The organism is Betaproteobacteria bacterium (assembly GCA_016194905.1).
Classification (GTDB): domain Bacteria; phylum Pseudomonadota; class Gammaproteobacteria; order Burkholderiales; family JACQAP01; genus JACQAP01.
Genome location: JACQAP010000029.1, coordinates 124,111 through 146,674, shown reverse-complemented (window position 1 = coordinate 146,674; position 22,564 = coordinate 124,111). Strand labels below are relative to the sequence as shown.

Sequence of the window (22,564 nt, the reverse complement as noted above, 5' to 3'; positions counted from 1 at the left end):
TTCGCCATCCGGCGCGCCTGCGCTTCCAGCGGCCCAATGACTCCCCCCCCGACCAACTCCACCGGTGCCGTCTTGCAGGAAATCAGCCGCGCCAGTGCAGGCATCGTCGAAAAATTCCTGCGCCAGCTCCCTTCCGCCGGCACCGGTGACGTGGCGGCCCTCATGCGGGTTTTCGCGACCGCCGACGGCCGGCAGCTCGAAAAACTGCGCTCGCTCGAAGAGACGTTCTATCGGGATCATTTTGCATTGTGGGGGCAACTGAGCGCACCGAGCGAGGACGGAGCGACCGCTGCCGCACAAAGCGACAGCCGTTTCGAAGCGCCCGAGTGGCGGTTGCCCTTCTTCCAATACATGCAGCAGGCGTATCTGCTAAACGCACGTTTCCTGCTGAACCTTGGTGATCTGGCAGAACTGGAGCCGCACGCCAAACGGCGGCTGCAATTCCAGCTGCGCCAACTGGCCGACGCAATGTCGCCGAATAACTATGCGGCAACCAATCCCGAAGTCATCAAACTGGCGGCCGAAACCAGCGGCGAGAGCCTGGCGCAAGGCATGAAACTGCTCGCGGGCGATGTCGCCCGCGGACGTATTTCGATGACGGACGAGCAGGCTTTCGAAGTCGGCCGCAACCTCGCCATCACGCCCGGTTCGGTGGTCTTCGAGAACGAAGTGATGCAGTTGATCCAGTACGCTCCGGCAACCGCGAAAGTCTATGAATACCCGTTGCTGATTGTGCCGCCGTTCATCAACAAGTACTACATCCTCGACCTGCAGCCGGAAAACTCCTTCGTTCGCTTCTGTGTCGAACAGAGTTTCAGCACTTTCATCGTTTCCTGGCGAAACATCCCTCCTGAACTGGGACAACTGGGATGGGACGATTACATCCAGAAAGGCGTGTTCGCGCCGTTCGAGGCAATCAAGGCGATCAGCGGCGCCGACAAGGTCAATGCGCTTGGCTTCTGCGTGGGCGGCACCCTGCTCTCATGCGCGCTCGCGGCGATGGCCGCGAGAAATGACAACCTCGTTTCCTCGTTGACGCTGCTGGCGACCATGCTGGATTTTTCCGAAACCGGAGACATCAGCGTTTACATCGATCGCGATTTTGTCGAACGCAGCGAGCAGGATTTTCGGGAACCGGGCTTGATGCCGGGAAGCAGGCTCGCAAGCACATTCGCGACGCTGCGCGCCAACGATCTGGTCTGGCATTTCGTCATCAACAACTATCTCAAGGGCAGACAACCGCGGGCCTTCGACCTGCTCTACTGGAATGCGGACGGCAGCAATCTGCCGGGACGGCTCTACGCCTACTATCTGCGTAACATGTACTTTGAGAATAGTCTGAGAATTCCCGGTAGACTCGAAGCGGGCGGTGTGCCGCTGGACCTCGGCGCAATCACCGCCCCCGCCTACATTGTCGCAACGCGAGAAGATCACATCGTTCCGTGGAAATCCGCCTATGCGAGCGTCGGACTGCTGGGTGGGCGCACCGAATTCGTGCTCGGTGCAAGCGGTCATGTGGCGGGTATCGTGAACCCCGCTTCGAAAAACCGCCGCCACTTCTGGCTCAATCCATCTGCTAATGCAGATGCAGACGCATGGCTCGCTGACGCAACGCAGCAAGCCGGCAGTTGGTGGAAGCATTGGGCGGCTTGGTTGAGCAGCCGATCGGGAATACAGGGACCTGCGGCGGCGGATCCTGGAAATCAGCAATACCCGGTACTCGAAGTGGCGCCGGGTCGGTATGTGAAAGAGAAGTCGGCGTAGCAATAACCGGCAGGGCCATAAAAACGACATCGAGGAGGAAGGCGATCATGGCAAAAAGAATCGTTCTGGTAACCGGGGGCATGGGCGGTCTGGGTGAATCCATCTGCACGAAGATGGCCGACCAGGGTTATGTGGTCGTCACCACGTATTCGCCGGGAAATAAAACGGCTGGCGAGTGGCTGGCCGGAATGAAGAAGCGCGGATATGATTTTCGCGGCTATGCGGCAGACGTATCCGACTTCGACTCATGCACAGCCTGCGTGCAAAAGGTGCGGTCCGAGGTCGGCGCGGTCGACGTACTGGTCAACAACGCCGGCATCACACGCGACATGACGTTCAAGAAAATGACCAAGGCCGACTGGGATGCCGTCATCCGGGCCAATCTCGACAGCGTCTTCAACATGACCAAGCAAGTGCTCGATGGCATGGTCGAGCGCGTGTGGGGCCGCGTCATCAATGTGTCGTCGGTTAATGGCCAGAAAGGCGCCTTCGGCCAGACCAACTATTCAGCCGCCAAGGCCGGCATGCACGGATTCACCAAGGCACTGGCTTACGAAGTGGCGCGCAAAGGCGTAACGGTCAACACAATCTCGCCAGGCTACATCGGAACCAAGATGGTGACCGCCATTCCACAGGACATCCTGGACACGAAAATTCTGCCGCAGATCCCACTGAATCGACTGGGCCTGCCTGCGGAAGTGGCCGGGCTGATTATTTACCTGGCCTCGGATGAAGCCGCATTCGTCACGGGCGCCAATATTTCAATCAACGGCGGCCAGCACATGTCGTGAAAGGCAGGGCCGAGGGCCGAGGAGCGGGGGACGAACGTCCAGGACTTGTTTCAAATCCAGCTTTTTCTTGTCCCTTACCCCCACTTCCCGGTCCTCGCCGTGCCGTTTCATGTCATCCGACTGACCTTTTGTGCACTGAATCAGGGCAAAAAAAACCCCGGCGAGATACCGCCGGGGTTGAACCTTTACCAAAGGAAGACCTTTAGATAAAGGGGGAGGAGCCTTGCAATCGTTACTTCGCGGTACTCTTCACGGCCTTTGCCGTCGCCGCTGCGGCCGCCCGCACATTGGCATCCGCGTATCCGGCCGTCTGTCTGACAGCCTTCGAAATTCCTTCAATAACCGTCTTGGCATTCGCCATCGCCGCTTTCGCGGCGGCTGCCGTGGCTTCCGGCTGCGGGATCGAAGAGGATTTCAACACTTCATCGACCCATTCCAAGACTTCCTGATTGGTACTAAGCAATGTCTGTTCCAGGAGATCACCCAATTCGCTGGAGGCCTGTCTGCCGATTTCGTAAACATTTCTGGAGTAACCCGACAATTTGTCCGCCCCGGCTCGGAATTGTCCGGTCCATGCGGACAAGCCCGCCATATCGGTCGCCTTGGGAAGCGCATGGATGTTTACCATACCTTCCTGGAGTAACAACCTGGTCGCCTCGAGATTCAGCTTGATCAGCATTTCCCAAGCGTTAAACCCGATCTGAAACGCCCGGATCGCCGTCTCAGCCTGTTTCTTGTTCAACGCGACAAATTTTTCGGCGGCTTGACTCATATCGTAACCTCATATTCTGTATACATTAAACAATCCTGTATCGATTGATTCTCAAGCAACATGCTGCGTTGCAGCAGATCAATAGTAGGCATCGCAAAAATTCGTGTCAAATATTTCTTTCGCAATGCATAAACTTTAGGAAAACCTAATTTTCATATGGTTATAATGCCGTTCTAGCGCGCTGCCGCAGACTTATCCCCAAGCTCACCATCGACGAATGCAGGGTAACTTTCCGGACTGCACAAAAAATGACTGAAGAATTCCGCCTGATAAAGAAATATCCGAATCGCCGTCTGTACGACACGGCAACGAGCAGCTACATCACGCTCGCCGACGTGAAGCAACTCGTACTCGATCAGGTGATTTTCAAAGTGGTCGATGCGAAGAGCGAGGAAGACCTCACCCGCAGCATCCTTCTGCAAATCATTCTCGAGGAAGAAAGTGCGGGAGCGCCAATGTTCTCGTCGGACATGCTTTCGCAGATCATCCGTTTCTATGGCAACGCGATGCAGGGAATGATGGGCAGCTATCTGGACAAGAATATCCAGACCTTCGTCGAAATTCAACGCCGGCTGCAGGAACAAAGCGTGCCGAAGTTCGGCGACAATCCCATGCTGAACGCCGAGGCATGGAGCCAGTTCGTAAAAATGCAGGGGCCGACGATCCAGGGCCTGATGTCGAGCTATCTCGAGCAGAGCGCCAACACCTTCCTCGACATGCAGCAACAGCTTCAGAAGCAGGCGCGCTCGATTTTCGGCAATTTCCCGTTCGGAACCAATTTCGCGGGCGCAGCCGGCGAGGGCAAGTCGGACGCGCCGTCTTCCGATTCTGAAGCATTCAAGCAGCCGCAGAAAAAAACCGCCTCCTGAAAACGGACAGCAGAATTCGCGCGGCGCGGAGCTTTAGTTTCCGCGCCGTTTTTCATCCGATCACCGCATGCCTGCCACCAAAGCAATGTCCCGCAACAAACAAGCCGCGCAGCCGAAAGTCGGGTTCGTTTCGCTCGGCTGTCCGAAGGCTCTCGTGGATTCGGAGCGCATTCTCACGCAGCTTCGCGCCGAGGGCTATCTCATCTCCGGCAGCTATCAGGATGCGGATCTGGTCGTGGTCAATACCTGCGGCTTCATCGACGCAGCGGTGGAAGAATCGCTCGATGCTATCGGCGAAGCGCTCGCCGAGAACGGCAAGGTTATCGTCACCGGCTGTCTCGGTGCCAAGGGCGACATGGTCAGGCAGGCGCACCCGCAAGTTCTCGCTGTCACGGGACCGCAAGCCACCGACCAGGTCATGCGCGCCGTGCACGATCACCTGCCGAAGCCGCACGATCCTTTTTCGGATCTTGTGCCGCCGCAAGGCATCAAGCTCACGCCCAAACACTTTGCCTATCTGAAGATCTCCGAAGGGTGCAACCATCGCTGCACGTTCTGCATCATTCCTTCCATGCGCGGCGACCTCGTCAGCCGTCCGGTCGGCGAGGTAATGCAGGAAGCCGAGAACCTGGTCAAGGCCGGCGTCAGGGAATTGCTGGTGATCTCTCAGGACACCAGCGCCTACGGTGTGGACATCAAGTATCGCACCGGCTTCTGGGGTGGCAGGCCGTTGAAAACCCGCATGACCGAACTGACGCAGGCTCTCGGCGAACTCGGCGTATGGGTGCGCTTGCACTACGTCTACCCTTACCCGCACGTCGACGAGATCCTGCCGCTGATGGCCGAAGGCAAAGTCCTGCCTTATCTCGACGTTCCGTTCCAACACGCCAGCCCGCGCATTCTCAAATTGATGAAACGCCCTGCGAACGCGGAGAACAATTTGGAGCGCATTCGCGCCTGGCGCGAAATCTGTCCCGATCTCACCATCCGCAGTACGTTTATCGCCGGCTTCCCGGGGGAAAGCGAGGCGGAATTCTCCGCGTTGCTGGAATTTCTCGAAGAAGCGCAACTCGATCGCGTGGGTTGTTTCGCCTATTCTCCGGTGGAAGGCGCATCGGCCAATGCCTTGCCCGATGCACTGCCGGACGAAGTCAGGGAAGAACGCCGCGCTCGCTTCATGGCCGTGCAGGAAAAAATCAGCGCCCAGCGACTGAAACGCAGAGTGGGCATGACGCTTACAGTGCTGGTGGACGAAGCCACCGGGAATCAGGCCGTCGGCCGCTCCAGCGCTGATGCACCGGAAATCGATGGCGTCGTGCATATCAGCAAGGCGAAGAATGCCAATGCCGGCGATTTCGTCCAAGTGCGCATTACCCGCTCGGATGCGCACGACCTCCACGGCGACCTGGTTTCCTGATCGATGCTGGAGCGGCTGAAGACCTGGGCGGCCGCCCTCAAGCGCGAAGCGCTCGTCCTCTGGTTCGGCTCGCGAGATCCGCGCACGCCGTGGTATGCAAAATGGCTGGCGGCATTCATCGTCGCCTACGCACTCTCGCCGATCGACCTGATTCCCGATTTCATCCCGATCGTCGGTTACCTCGACGAAATCATCCTGCTGCCGGGCGCGATCTGGCTGGTATTGAAGCTGTTGCCCCGGGAAGTGCTGCTGGATTCCCGCGCCAGAGCGCAGGCCTGGCTGGAAGCGCATCGACCGAAGCCGCGCAACTGGATTGCCGCCGCGGCAATCGTGCTGCTGTGGATCCTGGCTTTGTGGGCGCTGTGGGCATGGCTGATTCATCCACGCCTTTCGCTTACCTGAAGACGAGTCAGGCCGCCGCGCCGGCAATCCGCCGGTAGAACTCCAGGACTTCGACCGCATCGCGCGTGCGGCGCATCGGCGGCAGGCTGCGCCAGATGCGCTTGCCGTAATGTTTGGTGATCAGCCGCGGATCGCAGATCATGAGCACGCCGCGATCGTTCTCGTCGCGGATCAGGCGGCCGGCGCCCTGCTTGAGCGTGATCACCGCCTGCGGCAACTGATACTCCATGAACGCATTGCGGCCCTCCGCGTTGATCGTTTCGATGCGTGCCGCCAGTACCGGGTCGTCCGGCGGCGCGAATGGCAGGCGGTCGATGATCACCAGCGACAACGCTTCGCCGCGCACGTCAACACCCTCCCAGAACGACTGGCTGCCCAGCAGCACTGCATTGCCCAGCTTGCGGAAGCGTTCCAGCAGCTCCGTGCGCGATCCCTCTCCCTGCATGAGCAACGGATAATCCATGCCCATCTTCTTCATCCCGGTTTCCATCAACTCGCGCGCTTCACGCATGGCTCTCAAGCTGGTGAACAGAAAGAAGGTGCGGCCTTCGGCCGCTTCGATCACAGGTAGCGCGGCATCGACGGCTTTGCGCGTATAACCCTCCGAGTTCGGCTCCGGCAGCCCCTCGGGGACGTAGAGCACAGCCTGATTCGCGTAATCGAACGGGCTTTCCCAGAACGCGGTGGCGGCGTCCGCCAATCCCATCTCGCGCTGATAGTGCGAGAAATTGCCTTGCACCGACAGCGTTGCCGAAGTGAAAATCCAGGCGCGCGGATTGCCGCTGATCTGGCGGTGGAAAATATCCGCAATCGACAGCGGCGTCGCATTCAGGTGAACCGAGCCGCCGAAGATCTCGATCCAGCGCACCCACGCCCTGTCCTCCTCTTCCTCCCAGCGCGCGAGCGCGTTGACGAGTTCCATCCCCCGTGTCCAGCAGTTGTGCAATCCCTCCGAGCGATCGGCCTGCGACTCCAGCAACGCCGTCAGATCGGTCAATCGTGTCAAGGCCACATCGAACGCAGCCATGAAAGCCGAATTATCCTGCATTGCGGAGTAAGGCTGCCGGCCGGATTCTTCGCGGAATTGCAGCCGCAGATCGCGCGCCGATTTTTCCAGCGCGGCCGACGCCTCCGGCAACGCGGCATTGTCTTTCGCGGAGATCGCCGTCTCGATGCGAGTGTCGCGAGCCAGTTCGATGAGCTGGCTGCTGGACACACTCTCGCCGAAGAACAGGCTGGCGGTTTCGGGCAACTGGTGGGCCTCATCGAAGATCACCGCATTGCATGCCGGCAGCAGTTCCGCCACACCCTCGTCGCGCAACACGACGTCGGCGAAGAACAGGTGATGGTTGACCACCACCACATCCGCCTCCATCGCCTGTTTACGCGCTTCCATGACAAAGCAGTCCTTGTAATTCGGACAATCGCCGCCCAGGCAATTCTCGCGGGTCGACGTCACCTGCGGCCACACGGTCGCGTCCTCCGGCACTTCGGCCAGCCCGCTGCGATCGCCGGTCCTGCTGGTCTTTGCGTAGGACTCGATGCGCGCCAGATAGACCACGTCGTCGCGGTTCAGGAAGCGGCCGTCGTTCTTGGCGCGTTCCAGGTGGTAATGGCAGACGTAATTGGCGCGGCCTTTGAGCAGCGCCACGGTAACCGGGACCTGCAGTGCATTGCGCACCATCGGAATATCACGATTGTAGAGCTGGTCCTGCAGCGTCTTCGTGCCGGTGGAGACGATCACCTTGCCACCCTTGGACAGGGCCGGAACCAGGTAGGCGAAGGTCTTTCCGGTTCCAGTGCCGGCCTCGGCGATGAGCAATCCGTTACTCTCGATTGCCTGCGCGACCGCCCGTGCCATTTCCACTTGCTGCGGACGCAGACGGTAGCCGGGAATCGCGTTGGCGAGCGGGCCGGAATCGGCGAAGAACTGCTGCAGGTCTGTACTCAAGATAACGTACATCTTAACGCGAGCCACGCATCCGGTGGTCGGGGTGAAGGACGGACTGCTGTCACCGCGCAAAGCGATGAAAGTGACATACTTGCAGCAGACCCGTTTGATCGCCCAGTTGTCGACGATACCGCGTGAATAGGCAAACAAGATCAGTTTCAGCAGTACTTCAAGCCGCTAGGCCGGCGCGCCGGTCGCGTCATTGCAGAACCGCTCGTCCAAACCGGACAGATCCAGTTCGTGATCGAGCAGATGATTCAACGCGTACTCGAACGTGACGTCGAATCCGCCACGCTTCAGCTCTCGCACCACGAGCAGGGCTCGCAGCGGCTTCCCCATGACCTACGGCTTCCCCGTAACCGGCGCAGTCTCGTTCAGAATGAGCCAGTACAAGCCGAGCTGCCGCACCGCCTCGATGAATTGGACGAAGTCGACGGGCTTTCGCACGTAGCTGCTGGCTCCGAGGCTGTAGCTACGGATGAGATCCTGCTCCTCGACCGAGGAGGTCAAGACGACGACGGGAAGAAGCTTCGTGAACTCGTCGGAGCGCAGGGCCTTGAGAACCTCGAGGCCGTCGACCTTCGGAAGCTTGAGGTCGAGAAGGATGATCTGCGGCATGGCCGTCCGGTCCCGGTTCGCGTGAGCGCCTCGAGCGAACAGGTAGTCGAGCGCCTCAACGCCATCACGTGCCACGACGATCGGGTTCATGACGTTGCTTTTCTTGAGCGCGCGAAGCGTCAGTGCCTCGTCCTTCGGATTGTCCTCTACCAGCAAGATGACCCTATCGTTGCTCATGCCACGCGATCCTTTTCGTAAAGGGTGAAGAAGAAAGTTGCTCCACGGTTGATTTCTCCTTGAGCCCAGACTTGGCCTCCGTGTCGGCTGACGACGCGTTGTACCGTCGCCAGCCCCACGCCGGTCCCCTCGAACTCGGTGGCAGCGTGGAGGCGCTGGAACACGCCGAAGAGTTTGTTCACGAAAGCCATGTCGAAGCCCGCGCCGTTATCGCGCACGAAGTACACGCGATGACCGTCGTTCGAGGTGGCGCCGAACTCGATGCGTGCCTCATCGCGCCTCCCGGTGAATTTCCAGGCGTTCCCGAAAAGATTGTCGAGCACCACCGTGAGCAGCCGAGGATCGCCTTCGCCCCCCCAGCCCTTCCTGAATCACAACGTCCACACGGCGATCGGGCTGGCTCCTCTGGAGGCGCGTGATCGCTGCTCGAGCGAGTGCACTCAGGTCTACCCCCTCGCGGTGCAACTCGCTGCGTGTGACCCGTGAGAGGGCGAGCAAGTCATCGATGAGTTGCGCCATTTGCTGGGCGGACTCACGGATGAAGGAGAAATACTTCTTGCCGTCCGCGTCGAGCTTGTCGGCATAGTCCTCGAGCAGAGCCTGGCTAAAGCCGTCGATGCTTCGGAGAGGGGCGCGAAGGTCGTGAGCAACCGAGTAGCTGAAGGACTCGAGTTCGCGGGTTGCCGCTTCCGCCGCGTCCTTCGCGCGGGCCAGGGCTTCCTGAGTGCGCTTGGTCTCGGTGACGTCGCGCGCGATCGCGTACATGGTGCCCGAGGTATCCGGGGCGCTGCTCCACGAGAGCCAACGGTACGAGCCGTCCTTGCAGCGATAGCGATTCTCGAAGTGGATCGTGGGCACATTCTTGGCGAGCTTTTCGACTTCGGCCAGCGTCGCTGCCGTGTCGTCAGGATGGACGAAATCCAAGAACGGTCGGGAGAGCAACTCCTCGCTGCTGTAGCCTAGAGCGTCGAACGCGGGGCTGACGCGCCTGAAGTACCCGTCCACGCCCGCGATGCACATCATGTCGAGCGAGAGCGTGAAAAAGCGTTCGAACACTTCGCGTTGGCGCGCAAGCTCAACGTGCGTCCGAACGCGGGCGAGAAGCTCGCGCGCGGCGAATGGCTTGACGAGGTAGTCGTCGGCGCCCGCCTCCAACCCTTCGATAGTCGACTCTTCGCCCGCCCGCGCGGACAAGAGGATGACGGGGACGTCGCGCAGGGTCGGATCAGCGCGCAACCCTCGCAAGAGGCCGAAACCGTCGAGGCGCGGCATCATCACGTCGCTAAGGACGAGAGCGGGCTTACGGAGGCGCGCCGCCTCCAGGGCGGCGAGCCCATCGACGGCCGTCTCCACTGCATAGTGCTCACCCAAGAGGTTGACGATGTAGTCGCGCAGGTCCGCGTTGTCGTCGACCACGAGGATGCGCACGTCCGCCCGCGCGGCGCTCGGGGTTAGTGTCGCTGCAGAAAGCCAGACTGCGTCGAGCTTTGAACCACTGGACCAGCGCAGCGCCTCTTCGACGAAGGGCATCGCGCCCTTCGCGGTCCACGCGGTGGATCGCTTCGCGACGATACGCTCAGGCGGCAGGTGGGCAAACCCTCGTGGGATTGAAACAGTGAACGTCGTGCCCTCGCTGGGCCTGCTCGCAACCTGAACGGTGCCTCCGTGGAGCCGCACCATATCGTGCACGAGCGCGAGCCCGATCCCCGACCCCTCGTGCGTGCGCGACCTGGCCCCGTGAACCCGGTGGAACCGCTCGAAGAGGTGGGGCAGTTCCTTTTCTGGGATGCCCGTGCCGGTATCCCGAACCTTGAACTCGGCGTGATCGCCGCACCAACGAACCGAAACGCCGATCGAGCCCTCGAACGTGAACTTGAGCGCGTTCGACAACAGGTTGAGCACGATCTTCTCCCACATGTCCTGGTCGACGTGGATTGGCTCCGGCAGCGATTCGCAGGCGACCTCGAACGTCAGGCCGGTGCCCTCGATGGCCGAACGGAAGGCGCTGGCAAGGTAAGTGGTCATCGCGGCGAGATCGCTAGGCTCGTAAGACGCCTGCACACGGCCGGACTCGATGCGCGAGAAATCGAGGAGCGAGTTGACCAGCTTCATCAGCCGAAACGTGTTTCTACGGACCATCTGCAGAGGCTCGCCGGAGAGCGCTTGCTCGGGTGAGGACAGTGCATCCTCCGTCGGGCCGAGTATGAGCGTCAGAGGCGTCCGAAATTCGTGGCTGACGTTGGAGAAGAACGCAGTCTTGGCTCGGTCGAGCTGGGCCATTGCTTCGACCCGCTTCTTCTCGTCTTCGTAGGCTCGCGCCACGCCGATAACGGTTGCAAGCTGTGCGGCGACAAGATCCACGAAATCTCGATAGTGAGTATCAAAAGTAAGACGCGGACTGATTCCTGAAATCAGAACTCCGACCACGCTGTGCTGATCCGCAGAGGCAATGGGAGAGGCGACGGCGAGGTTCGCAGCTTCCGGCCAGGGCCCACCAGGCAAGGAACCGAGACGCGAAATCAGGCCTTCAATCGCGATGGGCTCTCGTTGGCTGATGACCCGAGAGATTTCCGGGATGATTCCGCCGCCACTGGTTCCGAGGCCGATCTCAGGAGGAAATGCCGCGTGACCTTCGGGTAATCCGGTTGATCCTGAAAGAACCAGCCTATGTGGCTCGAGCGCATCGACGAGATAGATCAGGCAGAAAGGAAGATCACCCGTGTTCTGACCCAACACGTCGGTGGCAAGCTCGATGGCATCTTCCAGTGTTCTTGCATGGACCGTCTGCTTGGAAAGCTCGTGTAGGGCGCGCGCCCGCCGCTCGCCCAGCACCGTATCTGTCACGTCCGTGACAATTTGCAGGATTCCGGCAATCGCGTCCTGGTCATCACGAAGCGGGCTGAAGGAAAAGGTGAAGTACGATTCTTCCGTGAATCCGCGTCGGGTCAGAGGGATGAGCGCCTTGCTGACTTCAACCCGCTCTGCGTTTCTCAGGACCCTTTGCATCCAAGGATCAATGGTTGAATAGGCTTCCGGCCAACATTCGCGGAACGTCGCGCCCAGATACTGCTGATGGCGCGGCCCCATGATGACTGAATAGCCATCGTTGTAGATTTGAGTTTGATCCGTTCCCCAGAAGATAATGGCGGGAGTCGGCAGTTCCTGGATCGTGCTCAGATAGTTTCGCAGGCTCCGCGGCCAAGAATTGATCGGACCCAGAGAAGTTGCACTCCAGTCCTTGCCACGAATGAGCTGGCCGGTCTCTCCCCCAGCCGAAAACTCATGAAAGGAAACGCCGGGAACGTTGTCCTCGCCCCGCTCCGACGGCTCGTTGCGCTCGCTCATTCGCTTCCTCCCACGCGACAATAAACGACGCCTCGGCGTCCCTGCTCCGCTTCAGACAGGGCCTCAGAACTGCGGCTCATCAGGCAAATGGCTTGCGTCACATTCCTCCTCGCCTAAAGCGCATTAGGTCCGATATGCGATCGCTATAGAACTGTTGCATGAGAACTGTTGCATGGCAACAAACCTCTGGATACCGCGAACTGACTGGTGAGATTTTCCCTTAACTGATGCGAAAGAACGCTGGATGTTCTTCAAAGACAAGAGGCCAGGACGTAGCACTCTTGGGAGATTTCCCGATGGACTCGTCCCATTTCGCAGGTTCGCGGCTCGCAAAATAGAAATTTACCTGAGATATTGCTCTTGTCATATGCGAGCTGCAAGATCGTGGCATCGAGAATTTGTGGCAGTCGATGCCAGGACGGCCCGCTACAGGACGATAGAAACAATCCTAAGTTTCTCCCCGTCGTTGTCTCTGAGCAACTCTTACCGGACAGCTTCGAGCATGCCCTGAATTGCCTGCTCGATCATGAATTGGATCTGTCCCGTTTGGATGAGCGGTTCTGCAACGATGTCATGGCCGTCGGGCTCCGGGCTCCTGCAGAATTGCATTGGTCTTCACCCGCTGCGCGCTTCGCGTGTGCAAATCTCCTCAGGCCTGCTGGGGCTGCTGTTCCACGCCTCGGGCGTGGAGCGCCCGGTGCGTAACGAGATCTACAAGGATCGGCCTGCGGAACGCTGCTACGACGCGCTCGACTGGATCGTTTCGGCACCCGACTGCGTGCGCGGTTTTCGCTGATCGGCGCCGCGCGAGTTGTGTGTCGAGGCCGCTACTCCAACTGCTGTTGCATGCGCGCCGCTGGCGATGGAGGCAGCGGCGCCACGCTGCGGCGGTACTCGCCCGGCGAAGCCCCGGTCAATTTCTTGAACGCCCGATGGAATGCGCTCGGCTCGGCAAAGCCGAGTCCGAGCGCGATATCCATGACGCTTCGCTCGGAGTGACTCAAGTAGGTGATGGCTACGTCGCGGCGCAGCTGATCCTTGATGGACTGGTACGACTCTCCTTCTTCGTGGAGTCTGCGCCGCAAGGTGGCAGAGGTCGTACGCAACTCGCGCGCCAGGATTTCAAAGTCCGGCAGCTCGTGAGGCAGCGTCTGACGCAAACGTCGACGGATCCTGGCGGTCAGGCTGTTGGTGTTCTTGTATTTCACCAGGATGTTCTCCGGAATGATGCGCAGAAACTCTTTCACGCTCTGCTCATCCTGTATGACGAGCTGATCCAGATATCCGGTGTCGAATGTGATTGACGTATTCGGCTGACCGAAGCTCAGATTCGTGCTGTACATGATCCGGTATTCTGCACTCTGCGCCGGCTCCGGATACGCGAACTCTGCCAGGAGAAATCGAAGCCGACTTCCAACCGAACACGATCGTCGACTTTTGTACCGGACGCATTGCGAACGTCACCGTGCAGGTATAAATCGAATCAACTGGCAGGTTTACTCATGGGCGGGCGCCCGTATCGCGTGCGCTCTGGCCATTTTTTTCGCCTACTGCGGCGCGCGTGGGATTATTGGTCAAAGACCAAGAGAGCGTTAACTCGTGGTTTGAATTCCGGATACGCGGCCAGGACGCCCGCGTCTGACGAAAGGAATAGAGCAGTCAGCCGCCGTTCATCATGTCGGTGAAACTGCGCAGCTCCCTGGCGACACTTGCGCTGGCCTTCTCTTCCATGGCGCTGTAGCGGCGCAGCACTTCCTTGCCGAACTCGGTCACGGCGGCGCCACCGCCCGCCTTGCCGCCGGTCAGGGTGACCACCACCGGTGATTTGAAAGCCTGATTCATGGTGTCCACCAGCAGCCACGCGCGGCGATACGACATTTCCATCTGCCGCGCGGCGGCCGAGATCGATCCGGTCTCGTTGATCGCCCGCAACAGGTCGGCCTTGCCCGGCCCCATCGCGATCGCCTTGCGGAACATGATGCGGATCTGCGGCCTGAGGTCCTGCTTCGACGACTTCCTGGAGGGAGGAGTCTTTGCCATGCGTGGGGCCTTCAGGACCAGCGATCGGCGGCGGCATCATCCGCCGTGCGTGCATCAACCCAGCGCCCACCTTCCGGTGTGTTTTCTTTCTTCCAGAACGGGGCGCGCGTCTTGAGGTAATCCATCAGGAATTCGCAAGCCTGGAAGGCCTCGCCGCGATGCGCGCTCCCCACCACCACCAGCACGATCTGGTCGGTGGGCTTGAGCGTGCCGACGCGATGCACGACCAGGGCATCATAGATATCCCAGCGCGCCTTCGCCTCCCCGACAATTTTTTCCAGCGCCTTTTCGGTCATGCCGGGATAGTGTTCGAGCGTCATCTCGTCGACGTCCGCACCTTCGTTCAGGTCGCGTACCACGCCGACGAAACTCGCAATGGCACCGATCTTCGGATTGCCGTGCCGCATGGCGGCCATTTCCGCGCCAACGTCGAAATCCCCGAACTGTACGCGTACCGTCACACTAGCCTCCGGTGACCGGCGGAAAGAAAGCCACTTCGTCGCCGTTGCCGACCGGCGTATCGGCTGCGGCCATATCCTGATTGACGGCAATACGGACCGGTTTGCCCGGTGCCAGTTCGCGTTCCCACGCCTCTCCGCGGCTGCGCAGCCAGGCCGTCAGGCCCGCGACATCCTGCACATTGCCAGGCAATTCGACCTGCTCGCGCTCGCGGCCGAAAACCTCGCGCAGCCGGGCGAAATAAAGCACTTCTACGGTGGCGATCCGGGAATCGTTGGGTGTCATGGCCTCAATTATCGCCGACTTGCAGGGTCAATGCAGCCATCGTATTTACGCCAGCTCCAGGTGCTTGAGCATGAACCGGGTAATCCCAGTGTGGTCTTCCAGGCCGAAAGTCGGCAGCGCAGTGGGGATTCTGGCGTCGGTCGCCAGCGCTACGATATGGGTATCGTCGGGGAACAGCAGTGGCGTGGCGGCGGCCAGCCGGTGGATCTCGATTTTGGGAATGGCCTGCTTCTTGAAACCTTCCACGAGGACCAGATCGCACGGCGTAAGCCGCTCGAGTAACGCCGGCAACTCGGGTTCGGATTCGTTCCTCAACTCATGCATCAGCGCCCAGCGCACGCCCGAACTTACCAAGACTTCCGTCGCCCCGGCTTGCCGGTGGCGGTACGAATCCTTCCCCGGCCGGTCGACGTCGAAAGCATGGTGAGCGTGCTTGATCACCGAAACCTTCAACCCGCGCGCGACCAGCAGTGGAACGAGGTTCTCGATCAACGTGGTCTTGCCACTTCCCGAGTACGCTGCGAAGCCGAAGATTTTCAAGAGATGCGCAACTTCTTGTGGATACGCGATGGGATTTAAATGGTTATTCTGTCGTCAGAAGGAATTATAGAGACCGGAGACCACCCATGCGCATTAGCGCTGTAAAGGCCTTCCTTGGTTCGCTGACGGCAGCAATGCTGGCGGCCACGCCCGCGCTTGCCCATCACGGCTGGAGCGGATACGACAACAGCAAGCCGGTCACGCTGGCCTGATGTTCGCTTCCGATCTCGTCTGCGACGTAAACGCGCACCCTGTTGGTCCAAAGCTCTACCCCGCCCTCATCCAGCGATGCAATGCTGTTGCCATTGCAGCGCCGATGAATTGCGCCGCAATGAATGCCGGCGCATCCGCAGGGCGAATGCCGGAGAAGGTGTCTGTCAACGAGCGCGCAAGGGTCACCGCCGGGTTGGCGAATGACGTCGATGCGGTAAACCAGTAAGCCGCCGTGATATAAGCGGCAACCGCCGCGGGAATCGCCTCCGGTTTCCAACGCGCGCAATTCAGTATCGCGGTAATCAGCCCGAAGGTGGCCACGGCTTCGCTGAACACCTGCGACGGTCCGCTGCGCATATGCTGAGAAGCAAAAAAAGCCGGCAACCCGAACATCCAATGTGCAACCACGACGCCGGCGAGCGCAGCCACAATCTGAATCAGTACATACGGACCAACCTGCCGCCACGGCAACTTGCCGAGCCAAGCCTCGGCGAGCGTCACCACCGGATTGAAATGCGCGCCGGAGATGCTGCCCATGGCCGAAATCAGTGCGTACAAGACTGCCCCGGTCGCCAGCGCGTTGGCCAGCAGCGCCATGCCGGCATTGCCTCCCGATAACCGTTCGCCCATGATTCCCGAGCCGACGACCGTAGCGAGCAGCAGCGCGGTCCCGACAAACTCCGCCGCCAGCTTCCTGGACAGGGCGGGCATCAGGACTTCCCGATATCTTCCAGGTTCTTTTTCAGGGACAGCCGATCGAGTTTATCGATAGGCAGGCTGACGAAGGTACGAATGCGATGGGACAACTGCGCATAAGCAAGCGCGAAGATCCGTTGTTTCTCGGCATTCGTTCCGCTGTGCTTCGCCGGATCGTCCACGCCCCAGTGCGCCGTCATCGGATGTCCCGGCCAGATCGGGCAGATTTCCCCGGCGGCATCGGAACAAACCGTGAACACGAAGTCCATTGCGGGCGCTCCCGGCCGGGCAAGCTCATCCCAGGACTTGCTGCGATAACCCTCGGTCGCCAGTCCGGCCTTCGCGATCTGCTCCAGCGCGAAGGGATTGATCTTTCCGGCGGGATGGCTGCCGGCGCTGAACGCGCGGAAGCAGCCCTGGCCAACACTGTTCAGGATCGCCTCTGCCATCACACTGCGCGCCGAGTTTCCCGTGCATAGGAACAATACGTTGTAGACCCTGGGCCGCATGGTTTCATCCGTCCAGTTTCGGAACGCAGCAAGCCGCGGCCTTGACCGGGATGCGGCTCAAGCTGGTTCGCGTGTCCTCGCCGAAGACGGGAATATGGGATAGCGTATGAAAGGTCTCCCAAGCGACCCCTTGCGGATCCTGGACCCAATGCTTGTTGGACGCGGCGTAACAACAAGCCGCATTCGCCTGCTCGACAACCGGACGGTCGGCTTCGGACAGCCGATTCCGCATTTCAAGCAGTTCCTCGTCGCTCTCGACCTGAATCCCCAGGTGATTTACGCCGGAAGCGTCTCCGCGTCTCGAGATGGCGAAGTTGACGCGCGGATCGTCAAGCATCCATTTGGCGTAGTCGTCTTTTGTGACGGCGGGCTGGGCACCGAACAGCGAACTATAGAAGCGGATGCTGTTCTCGAGGTCGGCGACCGCAACGTGAACATGAAAGCGTTTCATGCTGTTTTTCTCCTTGGAGTTTTGATCGGGGCGGGACCGACGCCGCACTCTTTTCCACTGCAGCAATTTTCGGTCAGGTAGCCGACGAGGTCGTTCATGGCGGAATAGTTGGCCGAGTAGTAAATGAATCGGCCGGACTGCCTTGCAGTGACCAGACCCGCCTGGCTCAGCTCCTTCACATGGAAGGAAAACGTCGCGTTGGGCAGGTCGAGCTTTTCGGCAATGGCACTGGCCGATAAACCCTCCGGCCCCTGCTGGACAAGTAACCTGTAGATCCCGATCCGGGTCTCCTGGGCGAGTGCCGCCAGCGCTTTGATGGCTTCATTGGTTTTCATATTTCCAGTATTATGGAAACATAAAAGGACTGTCAAGCCCCTCGTCGTTGCGAGTTCCAGGCTATTTATCGGTGGCAGGAGCTGGCGATCACGCCAAATGAAGCGACAACAACCGCAGTAGTGGCCCTGAAACCTCTGGCGGCCGCCTCGCCAGCGTTATTCACAATCGAATATAATGCTCTCCGAGGCGCAACGGCAGCGCCCGAGTCGACAAGAAAAGCCGTAAATGCTCGAAATGCCACGATGACGAAACCGCATACCACTGCGATAGCTTGGAACAAAGCCGGGCCGGACGAACCGCTGCTCGCGGATACGCGCGGGCGGCCTTTGCGCGACCTGCGAATCTCCGTAACGGACCGCTGCAACTTCCGCTGCACCTACTGCATGCCGAAGGAAGTGTACGGCCGCGACTTCCAGTTCCTCGAGCGTTCGCAGTTGCTGAGCTTCGACGAAATCCACCGGCTGGTGAAAGTATTTCGTGGTCACGGCATCGAGAAAGTTCGTATCACCGGCGGCGAACCGCTCGTGCGCCGGCAACTGGAGAAGCTGATCGCGATGCTCGCGCAGGAACCCGGCCTGGACCTGACATTGACCACCAACGGTTCGCTCCTGAAACAGAAAGCGCAGGCACTGAAGGACGCGGGGTTGAACCGCGTGACGGTCAGCCTGGACTCTCTCGACGACGCCGTATTCCGGGCGATGAACGACGTCGATTTCCCGGTGGCCAAGGTGCTCGAAGGAATCGAGGAAGCCGATCGGGTGGGCCTGAAACCGCTCAAGGTCAACATGGTGGTGAAACGCGGCACCAACGATCAAAGCGTCGTTGACATGGCGCGCTTCTTCAAGGGCAGCGGCCACATCCTGCGTTTCATCGAATTCATGGACGTCGGCCACACCAATGGCTGGAAAATGGAACACGTGGTGCCATCGCGCGAACTGGCATCGCGCATCAACGCCGAGCTTCCGATCGAGCCCGTCGATCCGAACTACGTCGGCGAAGTTGCCGAGCGTTGGCGCTACAGGGATGGGTCCGGCGAAGTCGGTTTCATCTCCTCGGTGACGCAGGCGTTCTGCAAGGACTGTACGCGTGCGCGCCTGTCCGCGGAGGGTTCGCTGTATACCTGTCTGTTTGCCACCGAAGGAACCGATCTGCGCGACCTCATCCGCGGCGATGCCAGCGACGAAGAACTCTCTGCAGCCATTGCCAGGGTCTGGCGCGCACGCACCGACCGCTATTCCGAAATACGCACGGCCGATACGGTGAAACTGCGCAAAGTGGAAATGTCTTACATCGGGGGTTGATACCGCTCCGCGCCGTGACTGGTGATTGGTAACTGGTGATGAGTCCGGAATAAAAGAAATGCGAAGCTCGAATCCCCCCCATCCCAAACACTTACATTTGAGCTCAAGACCTTGAAAAAAGCCGACCTCGAAAAAAGCAAAGGCAAGAAAATCGACCGGCAGATGAACCAGTCCGCCACGCCCGGCCGTTTCAGCCAAGGCGCGGCCGTCGTGGTGGATCGGCGCGAGCAGCGCAAACGCGATCAGGCTCTCGGCCTGGTGCCGTTCGCGATCAAGCTGGACGGCGATCTGGTAAAACAACTTCATGCGCTGGTGCAGGAACGCGAGACCAGCCTGAACGAACTGGTGGCCGAACTGCTGAAGCGAGGCCTGAAAGCCAAGTAACAGATCAAATTCCTGCCCTCTGTGGCTAAACCTGTTTTTGACTTTTCCCTGTAACTGCCATGTCTTCCGCCACGACACTTTACGATCTGACCACGACTTCCGACTACGACCCGAATTCCATGCCGGTCGAAAAAGCGCGCGAACACATTCGCGCTTTTCTTTCGCCCGTCACCGCGGTCGAGCGTCTGAACATTCGTGCCGCGCTCGGGCGCGTGCTGGCGGAAGACGTGATTTCGCCTGTGAACGTGCCCCAGCATGACAACTCGGCCATGGACGGTTTCGCGGTGCGTTTTGCCGATCTGAAAGCCGATGGAGAAACCACGCTCAAGATCATCGGCGCGTCCTTCGCCGGCAAACCATTCGAAGGCACGGCTGGCCCCGGACAGGCTGTCCGCATCATGACGGGCGCAGTGATCCCTTTCGGTGCCGACACGGTGATCCAGCAGGAACGCGCCAAAGCCTCCGGCGAACAAGTTGCCGTGATACCTGTGCCGAAGAAAGGAACGAACACCCGCAGCGCGGGAGAAGACCTGCGCGCAGGCGAAGCCGCGCTGAAACGCGGCCAGCCGGTGCGGCCCGCCGAGATCGGCATGATGGCTTCGCTCGGCATCGGCGAAGTCGCGGTATATCGCAAGCTGCGCGTGGCGTTCTTTTCAACCGGCGACGAACTGGTTGCTGTCGGAACGCCGCTCGGGCCCGGCCAGATCTACGACAGCAACCGCTACACCCTCTACGGCCTGCTGCTACGGCTGGGTTGCGAAGTGCTGGACATGGGCGTGATCCGCGACACCCCTGAGGACGTCGAGCGCGCGTTCAAGGAAGCGGCTCGGGCAGCCGATGTGGTGATCACGAGCGGCGGCGTCTCCGTCGGAGAAGCGGACTACGTCAAGCAGATCCTCGATCGCCTCGGCGAAGTGCTGTTCTGGAAGATTGCGATGAAACCCGGCCGGCCGCTGGCTTACGGCAAGATCGGCAACGCGCATTTCTTCGGCCTGCCGGGCAATCCGGTCGCGGTCATGGTGACGTTCTATCAGTTCGTGCGCGACGCCCTGCTCCATTTGCAGGGACAGACCCGGGTCACACCGCTGCCGACCCAGAAAGTCGTCTGCACCTCGCCGATCAAGAAGGCACCCGGCCGCACCGAGTTCCAGCGCGGCATCCTGTCGCGCGACGCGAACGGTCAGTGGAGCGTGCGCAGCACCGGCGACCAGGGTTCCGGAATTCTCTCGTCGATGAGCCAGGCCAATTGCTTCATCATCCTGCCCACCGATCAGGGCAACGTCGCGGCCGGCACCACCGTGGACGTGCAATTGCTCGAAGGGCTGATCTGATCGTTTTCCGTCGGGCTTGGCTCACCTGACGTTGATTTCGACTCGCCGGTTCTTCGGTTCCGCCACTCCGTCGGCAGTAAGCACCAGCGGCTCCCGCTTGCCCCGCCCAGCCACCGTGATGCTGTCTTCCGGAATACCACGCCGGACCAGTTCAGCACGCACGCGTTCGGCGCGCTGCAGCGACAGTTTGTCGTTGTATTGTCCTGCACCGACCGCATCGGTGTGACCGATGACCAGGATTTCCGGCGCGGGCCGCATCGCCAAGTCGGCGAAAATCTTCTCGATCTCCTCGTCGGACTCAAGCGTCAGCTCGTCTTTGCCTTCGAGAAAATACAGCAGGAATTTGGCGGGCTCACCCGGGAACGCGGCCAGCACATCCGCGAAATCCTGCTTCGCAAGCTCCGCATCGTAAGTCGACTCCGTCACCATGCCCGGGCCCTCGACCAGTGCGGTCGCATAGGCCTTGTTGAGTAGAACGACGACACCATCCGTGCGCACGACCACGCCACCGATCGAACCGTCTTTCTTCGGCAGGATGGTGACCTGGTCGCGTGCCGTCTTTCTCTGAGACGGAGGTGGCGGTGACGGCGGTGGCGGTTCCGGCGCAATCACCTTTCGCGGCTCGGGCGGTGGCAGTGGGGCATCGCTGTACTGCACCGCCTCCCGCTCGGGTTCGGGCTGGGGCGGAGATGGCCATAGCCAGGAACATCCGGACATCAGAACCACCAGCGCTGCCCCGAGACTGCAGCGCAGCAAATGCCACGCACCGGAACTGCGAAGTCTGGCGTACAAAAAACAGACCGTTATGGAATGCCACGGGTTCATGGCTTCCCTCCTCATTGTTATCGTCGGTTTTTATCGCCGCGTGATATTGATTATAGTTACGCCGCACGCACGCTTCGTGCAGTTGTCAGAGATAACACAACACCCGGCGCCCGGCAAATTCAGCATTCCGAACGGGCCCGGCCAGGAGAACGTGGAGATTCTGGAGGAGCATCGAATTATGGGACATATCGACAAACCTGATACGCAGTGGCAAAGCGATCTGACGCCGGAGCAATACCAGGTGTTGCGCGAAGAGGGCACCGAACGGCGTTTCACCAGCCCGCTGAATACCGAATATCGCAAAGGCGCGTTCGTCTGCGCAGGTTGCGGGCAACCATTGTTCAAATCCGAAATGAAGTACGACAGCAAGACCGGATGGCCGAGTTTTTTCACCGCCATTCCCGGTGCGCTGGAAACCAAGGTGGATCGCAAGCTGTTTACGGAACGCACCGAGTATCACTGCGCGCAATGCGGCGGTCACCAAGGCCATGTGTTCGAGGACGGACCTGATCCGACCGGGTTGCGCTATTGCAACAACGGCGTCGCCCTGAAATTCATGCCGGAATAGGAATAGCACCGCCGCCCGGCGTGGCATGCCTCCCTCACGACTGAAGATCATCGTGCTCGGCAGAACCTTGCGCGGCTGGACCACCGTGCGATCGCCTTCGACAAAAAACGTCTTGACCGGAAACGTGCGCACTTCCTTGTTCGAAAATGACTCTGACGGCTACGTATTCACCCGGCCACGAAAGCAGACTTTGTCATTGGCATCCAACCCGATGACCATCCAGGATCCGATTCCCACTTTCCACAAGAGAAAGTACACCGCGCCGGTTTTCTTTATTTCCTCGCAATCCCGGTAGGGCGCTGCGCCTTCGCGGCAAAACGGCAGCGTCTTGTCTTCTTTACGGGGCGGAGTTCCAACCATCGCGATAGCTTCGGCCCGTGACATCCCGATGTTCACCTGGCTGAACATATCTCTGGGCCATAAGAACAGCCATGCAAGACCTGCCACGCTGATCGCCAGAATGGCCGTTTCAATGCGTCCCCAGCCCCGCTGCATGGCTCCGCGCTTCTGGTTGGCCATG

26 protein-coding genes and 1 pseudogene are annotated in these 22,564 nt (G+C 59.9%); 10 read left to right on the top strand and 17 right to left on the bottom strand.

Features of this window, described 5'->3' with window-relative positions; all coding sequences use genetic code 11:
* The first annotated feature begins 162 nt into the window (after positions 1-162).
* Both phaC and phbB read left to right on the top strand, forming a co-directional pair.
* Positions 163-1,764 (top strand): class I poly(R)-hydroxyalkanoic acid synthase, encoded by a 1,602-nt coding sequence (gene phaC / locus HY067_20185; GenBank protein ID MBI3530272.1) that lies wholly within the window; start codon positions 163-165, stop codon positions 1,762-1,764.
* A gap of 47 nt (positions 1,765-1,811) precedes the next feature.
* Positions 1,812-2,555, top strand: coding sequence for an acetoacetyl-CoA reductase (gene phbB / locus HY067_20180; GenBank protein ID MBI3530271.1), 744 nt, complete (start codon positions 1,812-1,814; stop codon positions 2,553-2,555).
* A gap of 232 nt (positions 2,556-2,787) precedes the next feature.
* On the opposite strand, the gene HY067_20175 is transcribed toward phbB, so the two are convergent.
* Positions 2,788-3,327 carry a phasin family protein gene (locus tag HY067_20175; protein MBI3530270.1) on the bottom strand — a complete coding sequence of 180 codons (540 nt, stop codon included), beginning with the start codon at positions 3,325-3,327 and terminating at the stop codon, positions 2,788-2,790.
* Positions 3,328-3,575: 248 nt separating this feature from the next.
* Between HY067_20175 and phaR the strand changes: the two genes are divergently transcribed.
* From phaR to HY067_20160, 3 genes are all read left to right on the top strand, one after another.
* Positions 3,576-4,196 (top strand): polyhydroxyalkanoate synthesis repressor PhaR, encoded by a 621-nt coding sequence (gene phaR / locus HY067_20170; protein MBI3530269.1) that lies wholly within the window; start codon positions 3,576-3,578, stop codon positions 4,194-4,196.
* Positions 4,197-4,281: 85 nt separating this feature from the next.
* Positions 4,282-5,613 carry a 30S ribosomal protein S12 methylthiotransferase RimO gene (gene rimO, locus HY067_20165; GenBank protein MBI3530268.1) on the top strand — a complete coding sequence of 444 codons (1,332 nt, stop codon included), beginning with the start codon at positions 4,282-4,284 and terminating at the stop codon, positions 5,611-5,613.
* A 3-nt stretch (positions 5,614-5,616) separates the two neighbouring features.
* The gene (locus HY067_20160) at positions 5,617-6,015 is read left to right on the top strand and encodes a DUF1232 domain-containing protein (GenBank protein ID MBI3530267.1); all 399 of its coding nucleotides are present in this window, start codon (positions 5,617-5,619) and stop codon (positions 6,013-6,015) included.
* A gap of 7 nt (positions 6,016-6,022) precedes the next feature.
* Here HY067_20160 and HY067_20155 read toward each other — a convergent pair whose 3' ends face one another.
* The 5 genes from HY067_20155 to HY067_20135 form a co-directional block, all read right to left on the bottom strand.
* Complete coding sequence (locus HY067_20155) at positions 6,023-7,978, bottom strand: ATP-dependent DNA helicase (protein MBI3530266.1); 1,956 nt, start codon at positions 7,976-7,978, stop codon at positions 6,023-6,025.
* A gap of 165 nt (positions 7,979-8,143) precedes the next feature.
* Positions 8,144-8,305 (bottom strand): hypothetical protein, encoded by a 162-nt coding sequence (locus HY067_20150; GenBank protein MBI3530265.1) that lies wholly within the window; start codon positions 8,303-8,305, stop codon positions 8,144-8,146.
* A gap of 3 nt (positions 8,306-8,308) precedes the next feature.
* Complete coding sequence (locus HY067_20145) at positions 8,309-8,761, bottom strand: response regulator (GenBank protein ID MBI3530264.1); 453 nt, start codon at positions 8,759-8,761, stop codon at positions 8,309-8,311.
* The gene (locus HY067_20140; GenBank protein ID MBI3530263.1) at positions 8,758-9,084 is read right to left on the bottom strand and encodes an ATP-binding protein; all 327 of its coding nucleotides are present in this window, start codon (positions 9,082-9,084) and stop codon (positions 8,758-8,760) included. The genes HY067_20145 and HY067_20140 overlap by 4 nt, the downstream gene beginning before the upstream one ends.
* Positions 9,032-12,106 carry a response regulator gene (locus HY067_20135; protein MBI3530262.1) on the bottom strand — a complete coding sequence of 1,025 codons (3,075 nt, stop codon included), beginning with the start codon at positions 12,104-12,106 and terminating at the stop codon, positions 9,032-9,034. The genes HY067_20140 and HY067_20135 overlap by 53 nt, the downstream gene beginning before the upstream one ends.
* Before the next feature lie 568 nt (positions 12,107-12,674).
* On the opposite strand from HY067_20135, the gene HY067_20130 reads away from it, so the two are divergent.
* Positions 12,675-12,902 carry a hypothetical protein gene (locus HY067_20130; protein ID MBI3530261.1) on the top strand — a complete coding sequence of 76 codons (228 nt, stop codon included), beginning with the start codon at positions 12,675-12,677 and terminating at the stop codon, positions 12,900-12,902.
* Between the two features lie 31 nt (positions 12,903-12,933).
* Here HY067_20130 and HY067_20125 read toward each other — a convergent pair.
* From HY067_20125 to HY067_20085, 9 genes and pseudogenes are all read right to left on the bottom strand, one after another.
* Positions 12,934-13,497: pseudogene (locus HY067_20125) on the bottom strand (helix-turn-helix domain-containing protein).
* Positions 13,498-13,765: 268 nt separating this feature from the next.
* On the bottom strand, positions 13,766-14,146 hold the full coding sequence (locus tag HY067_20120) for a LysR family transcriptional regulator (GenBank protein MBI3530260.1): 381 nt from the start codon (positions 14,144-14,146) through the stop codon (positions 13,766-13,768).
* 11 nt (positions 14,147-14,157) lie between these two features.
* Positions 14,158-14,607: a molybdopterin synthase catalytic subunit MoaE gene (gene moaE, locus HY067_20115; GenBank protein MBI3530259.1), complete on the bottom strand. Its 450-nt coding sequence runs from the start codon at positions 14,605-14,607 to the stop codon at positions 14,158-14,160.
* Position 14,608: 1 nt separating this feature from the next.
* Positions 14,609-14,890 (bottom strand): molybdopterin converting factor subunit 1, encoded by a 282-nt coding sequence (gene moaD / locus HY067_20110; protein MBI3530258.1) that lies wholly within the window; start codon positions 14,888-14,890, stop codon positions 14,609-14,611.
* 45 nt (positions 14,891-14,935) lie between these two features.
* Positions 14,936-15,430: a molybdopterin-guanine dinucleotide biosynthesis protein B gene (mobB, locus tag HY067_20105; GenBank protein ID MBI3530257.1), complete on the bottom strand. Its 495-nt coding sequence runs from the start codon at positions 15,428-15,430 to the stop codon at positions 14,936-14,938.
* Positions 15,431-15,697: 267 nt separating this feature from the next.
* Positions 15,698-16,354 carry an aquaporin family protein gene (locus HY067_20100; protein MBI3530256.1) on the bottom strand — a complete coding sequence of 219 codons (657 nt, stop codon included), beginning with the start codon at positions 16,352-16,354 and terminating at the stop codon, positions 15,698-15,700.
* The gene (locus HY067_20095; protein ID MBI3530255.1) at positions 16,354-16,848 is read right to left on the bottom strand and encodes an arsenate reductase ArsC; all 495 of its coding nucleotides are present in this window, start codon (positions 16,846-16,848) and stop codon (positions 16,354-16,356) included. Before HY067_20095 ends, HY067_20100 begins: the two co-directional genes overlap by 1 nt.
* Positions 16,849-16,852: 4 nt before the next feature.
* The gene (locus HY067_20090; protein ID MBI3530254.1) at positions 16,853-17,299 is read right to left on the bottom strand and encodes a VOC family protein; all 447 of its coding nucleotides are present in this window, start codon (positions 17,297-17,299) and stop codon (positions 16,853-16,855) included.
* The gene (locus HY067_20085) at positions 17,296-17,634 is read right to left on the bottom strand and encodes a helix-turn-helix transcriptional regulator (protein MBI3530253.1); all 339 of its coding nucleotides are present in this window, start codon (positions 17,632-17,634) and stop codon (positions 17,296-17,298) included. The genes HY067_20090 and HY067_20085 overlap by 4 nt, the downstream gene beginning before the upstream one ends.
* A gap of 243 nt (positions 17,635-17,877) precedes the next feature.
* Between HY067_20085 and moaA the strand changes: the two genes are divergently transcribed.
* The 3 genes from moaA to HY067_20070 all read left to right on the top strand — a co-directional run bounded on the left by moaA (position 17,878) and on the right by HY067_20070 (position 20,651).
* Entirely contained in the window at positions 17,878-18,936 is a 1,059-nt protein-coding gene (gene moaA / locus HY067_20080) for a GTP 3',8-cyclase MoaA (GenBank protein MBI3530252.1), read from the top strand.
* A gap of 111 nt (positions 18,937-19,047) precedes the next feature.
* Complete coding sequence (locus HY067_20075; GenBank protein ID MBI3530251.1) at positions 19,048-19,320, top strand: hypothetical protein; 273 nt, start codon at positions 19,048-19,050, stop codon at positions 19,318-19,320.
* A gap of 59 nt (positions 19,321-19,379) precedes the next feature.
* Positions 19,380-20,651, top strand: a complete 1,272-nt coding sequence (locus HY067_20070) for a molybdopterin molybdotransferase MoeA (protein ID MBI3530250.1) — start codon at positions 19,380-19,382, stop codon at positions 20,649-20,651.
* Between the two features lie 21 nt (positions 20,652-20,672).
* Here the strand turns inward: HY067_20070 and HY067_20065 are convergent, their stop codons facing one another.
* Entirely contained in the window at positions 20,673-21,476 is an 804-nt protein-coding gene (locus tag HY067_20065; protein MBI3530249.1) for an OmpA family protein, read from the bottom strand.
* Between HY067_20065 and msrB the strand changes: the two genes are divergently transcribed.
* Positions 21,475-22,044 (top strand): peptide-methionine (R)-S-oxide reductase MsrB, encoded by a 570-nt coding sequence (gene msrB, locus HY067_20060; protein ID MBI3530248.1) that lies wholly within the window; start codon positions 21,475-21,477, stop codon positions 22,042-22,044. The two genes, HY067_20065 and msrB, sit on opposite strands and share 2 nt — an antisense overlap.
* Before the next feature lie 159 nt (positions 22,045-22,203).
* Here the strand turns inward: msrB and HY067_20055 are convergent, their stop codons facing one another.
* Complete coding sequence (locus HY067_20055; protein MBI3530247.1) at positions 22,204-22,563, bottom strand: hypothetical protein; 360 nt, start codon at positions 22,561-22,563, stop codon at positions 22,204-22,206.
* Position 22,564 lies beyond the last annotated feature (1 nt).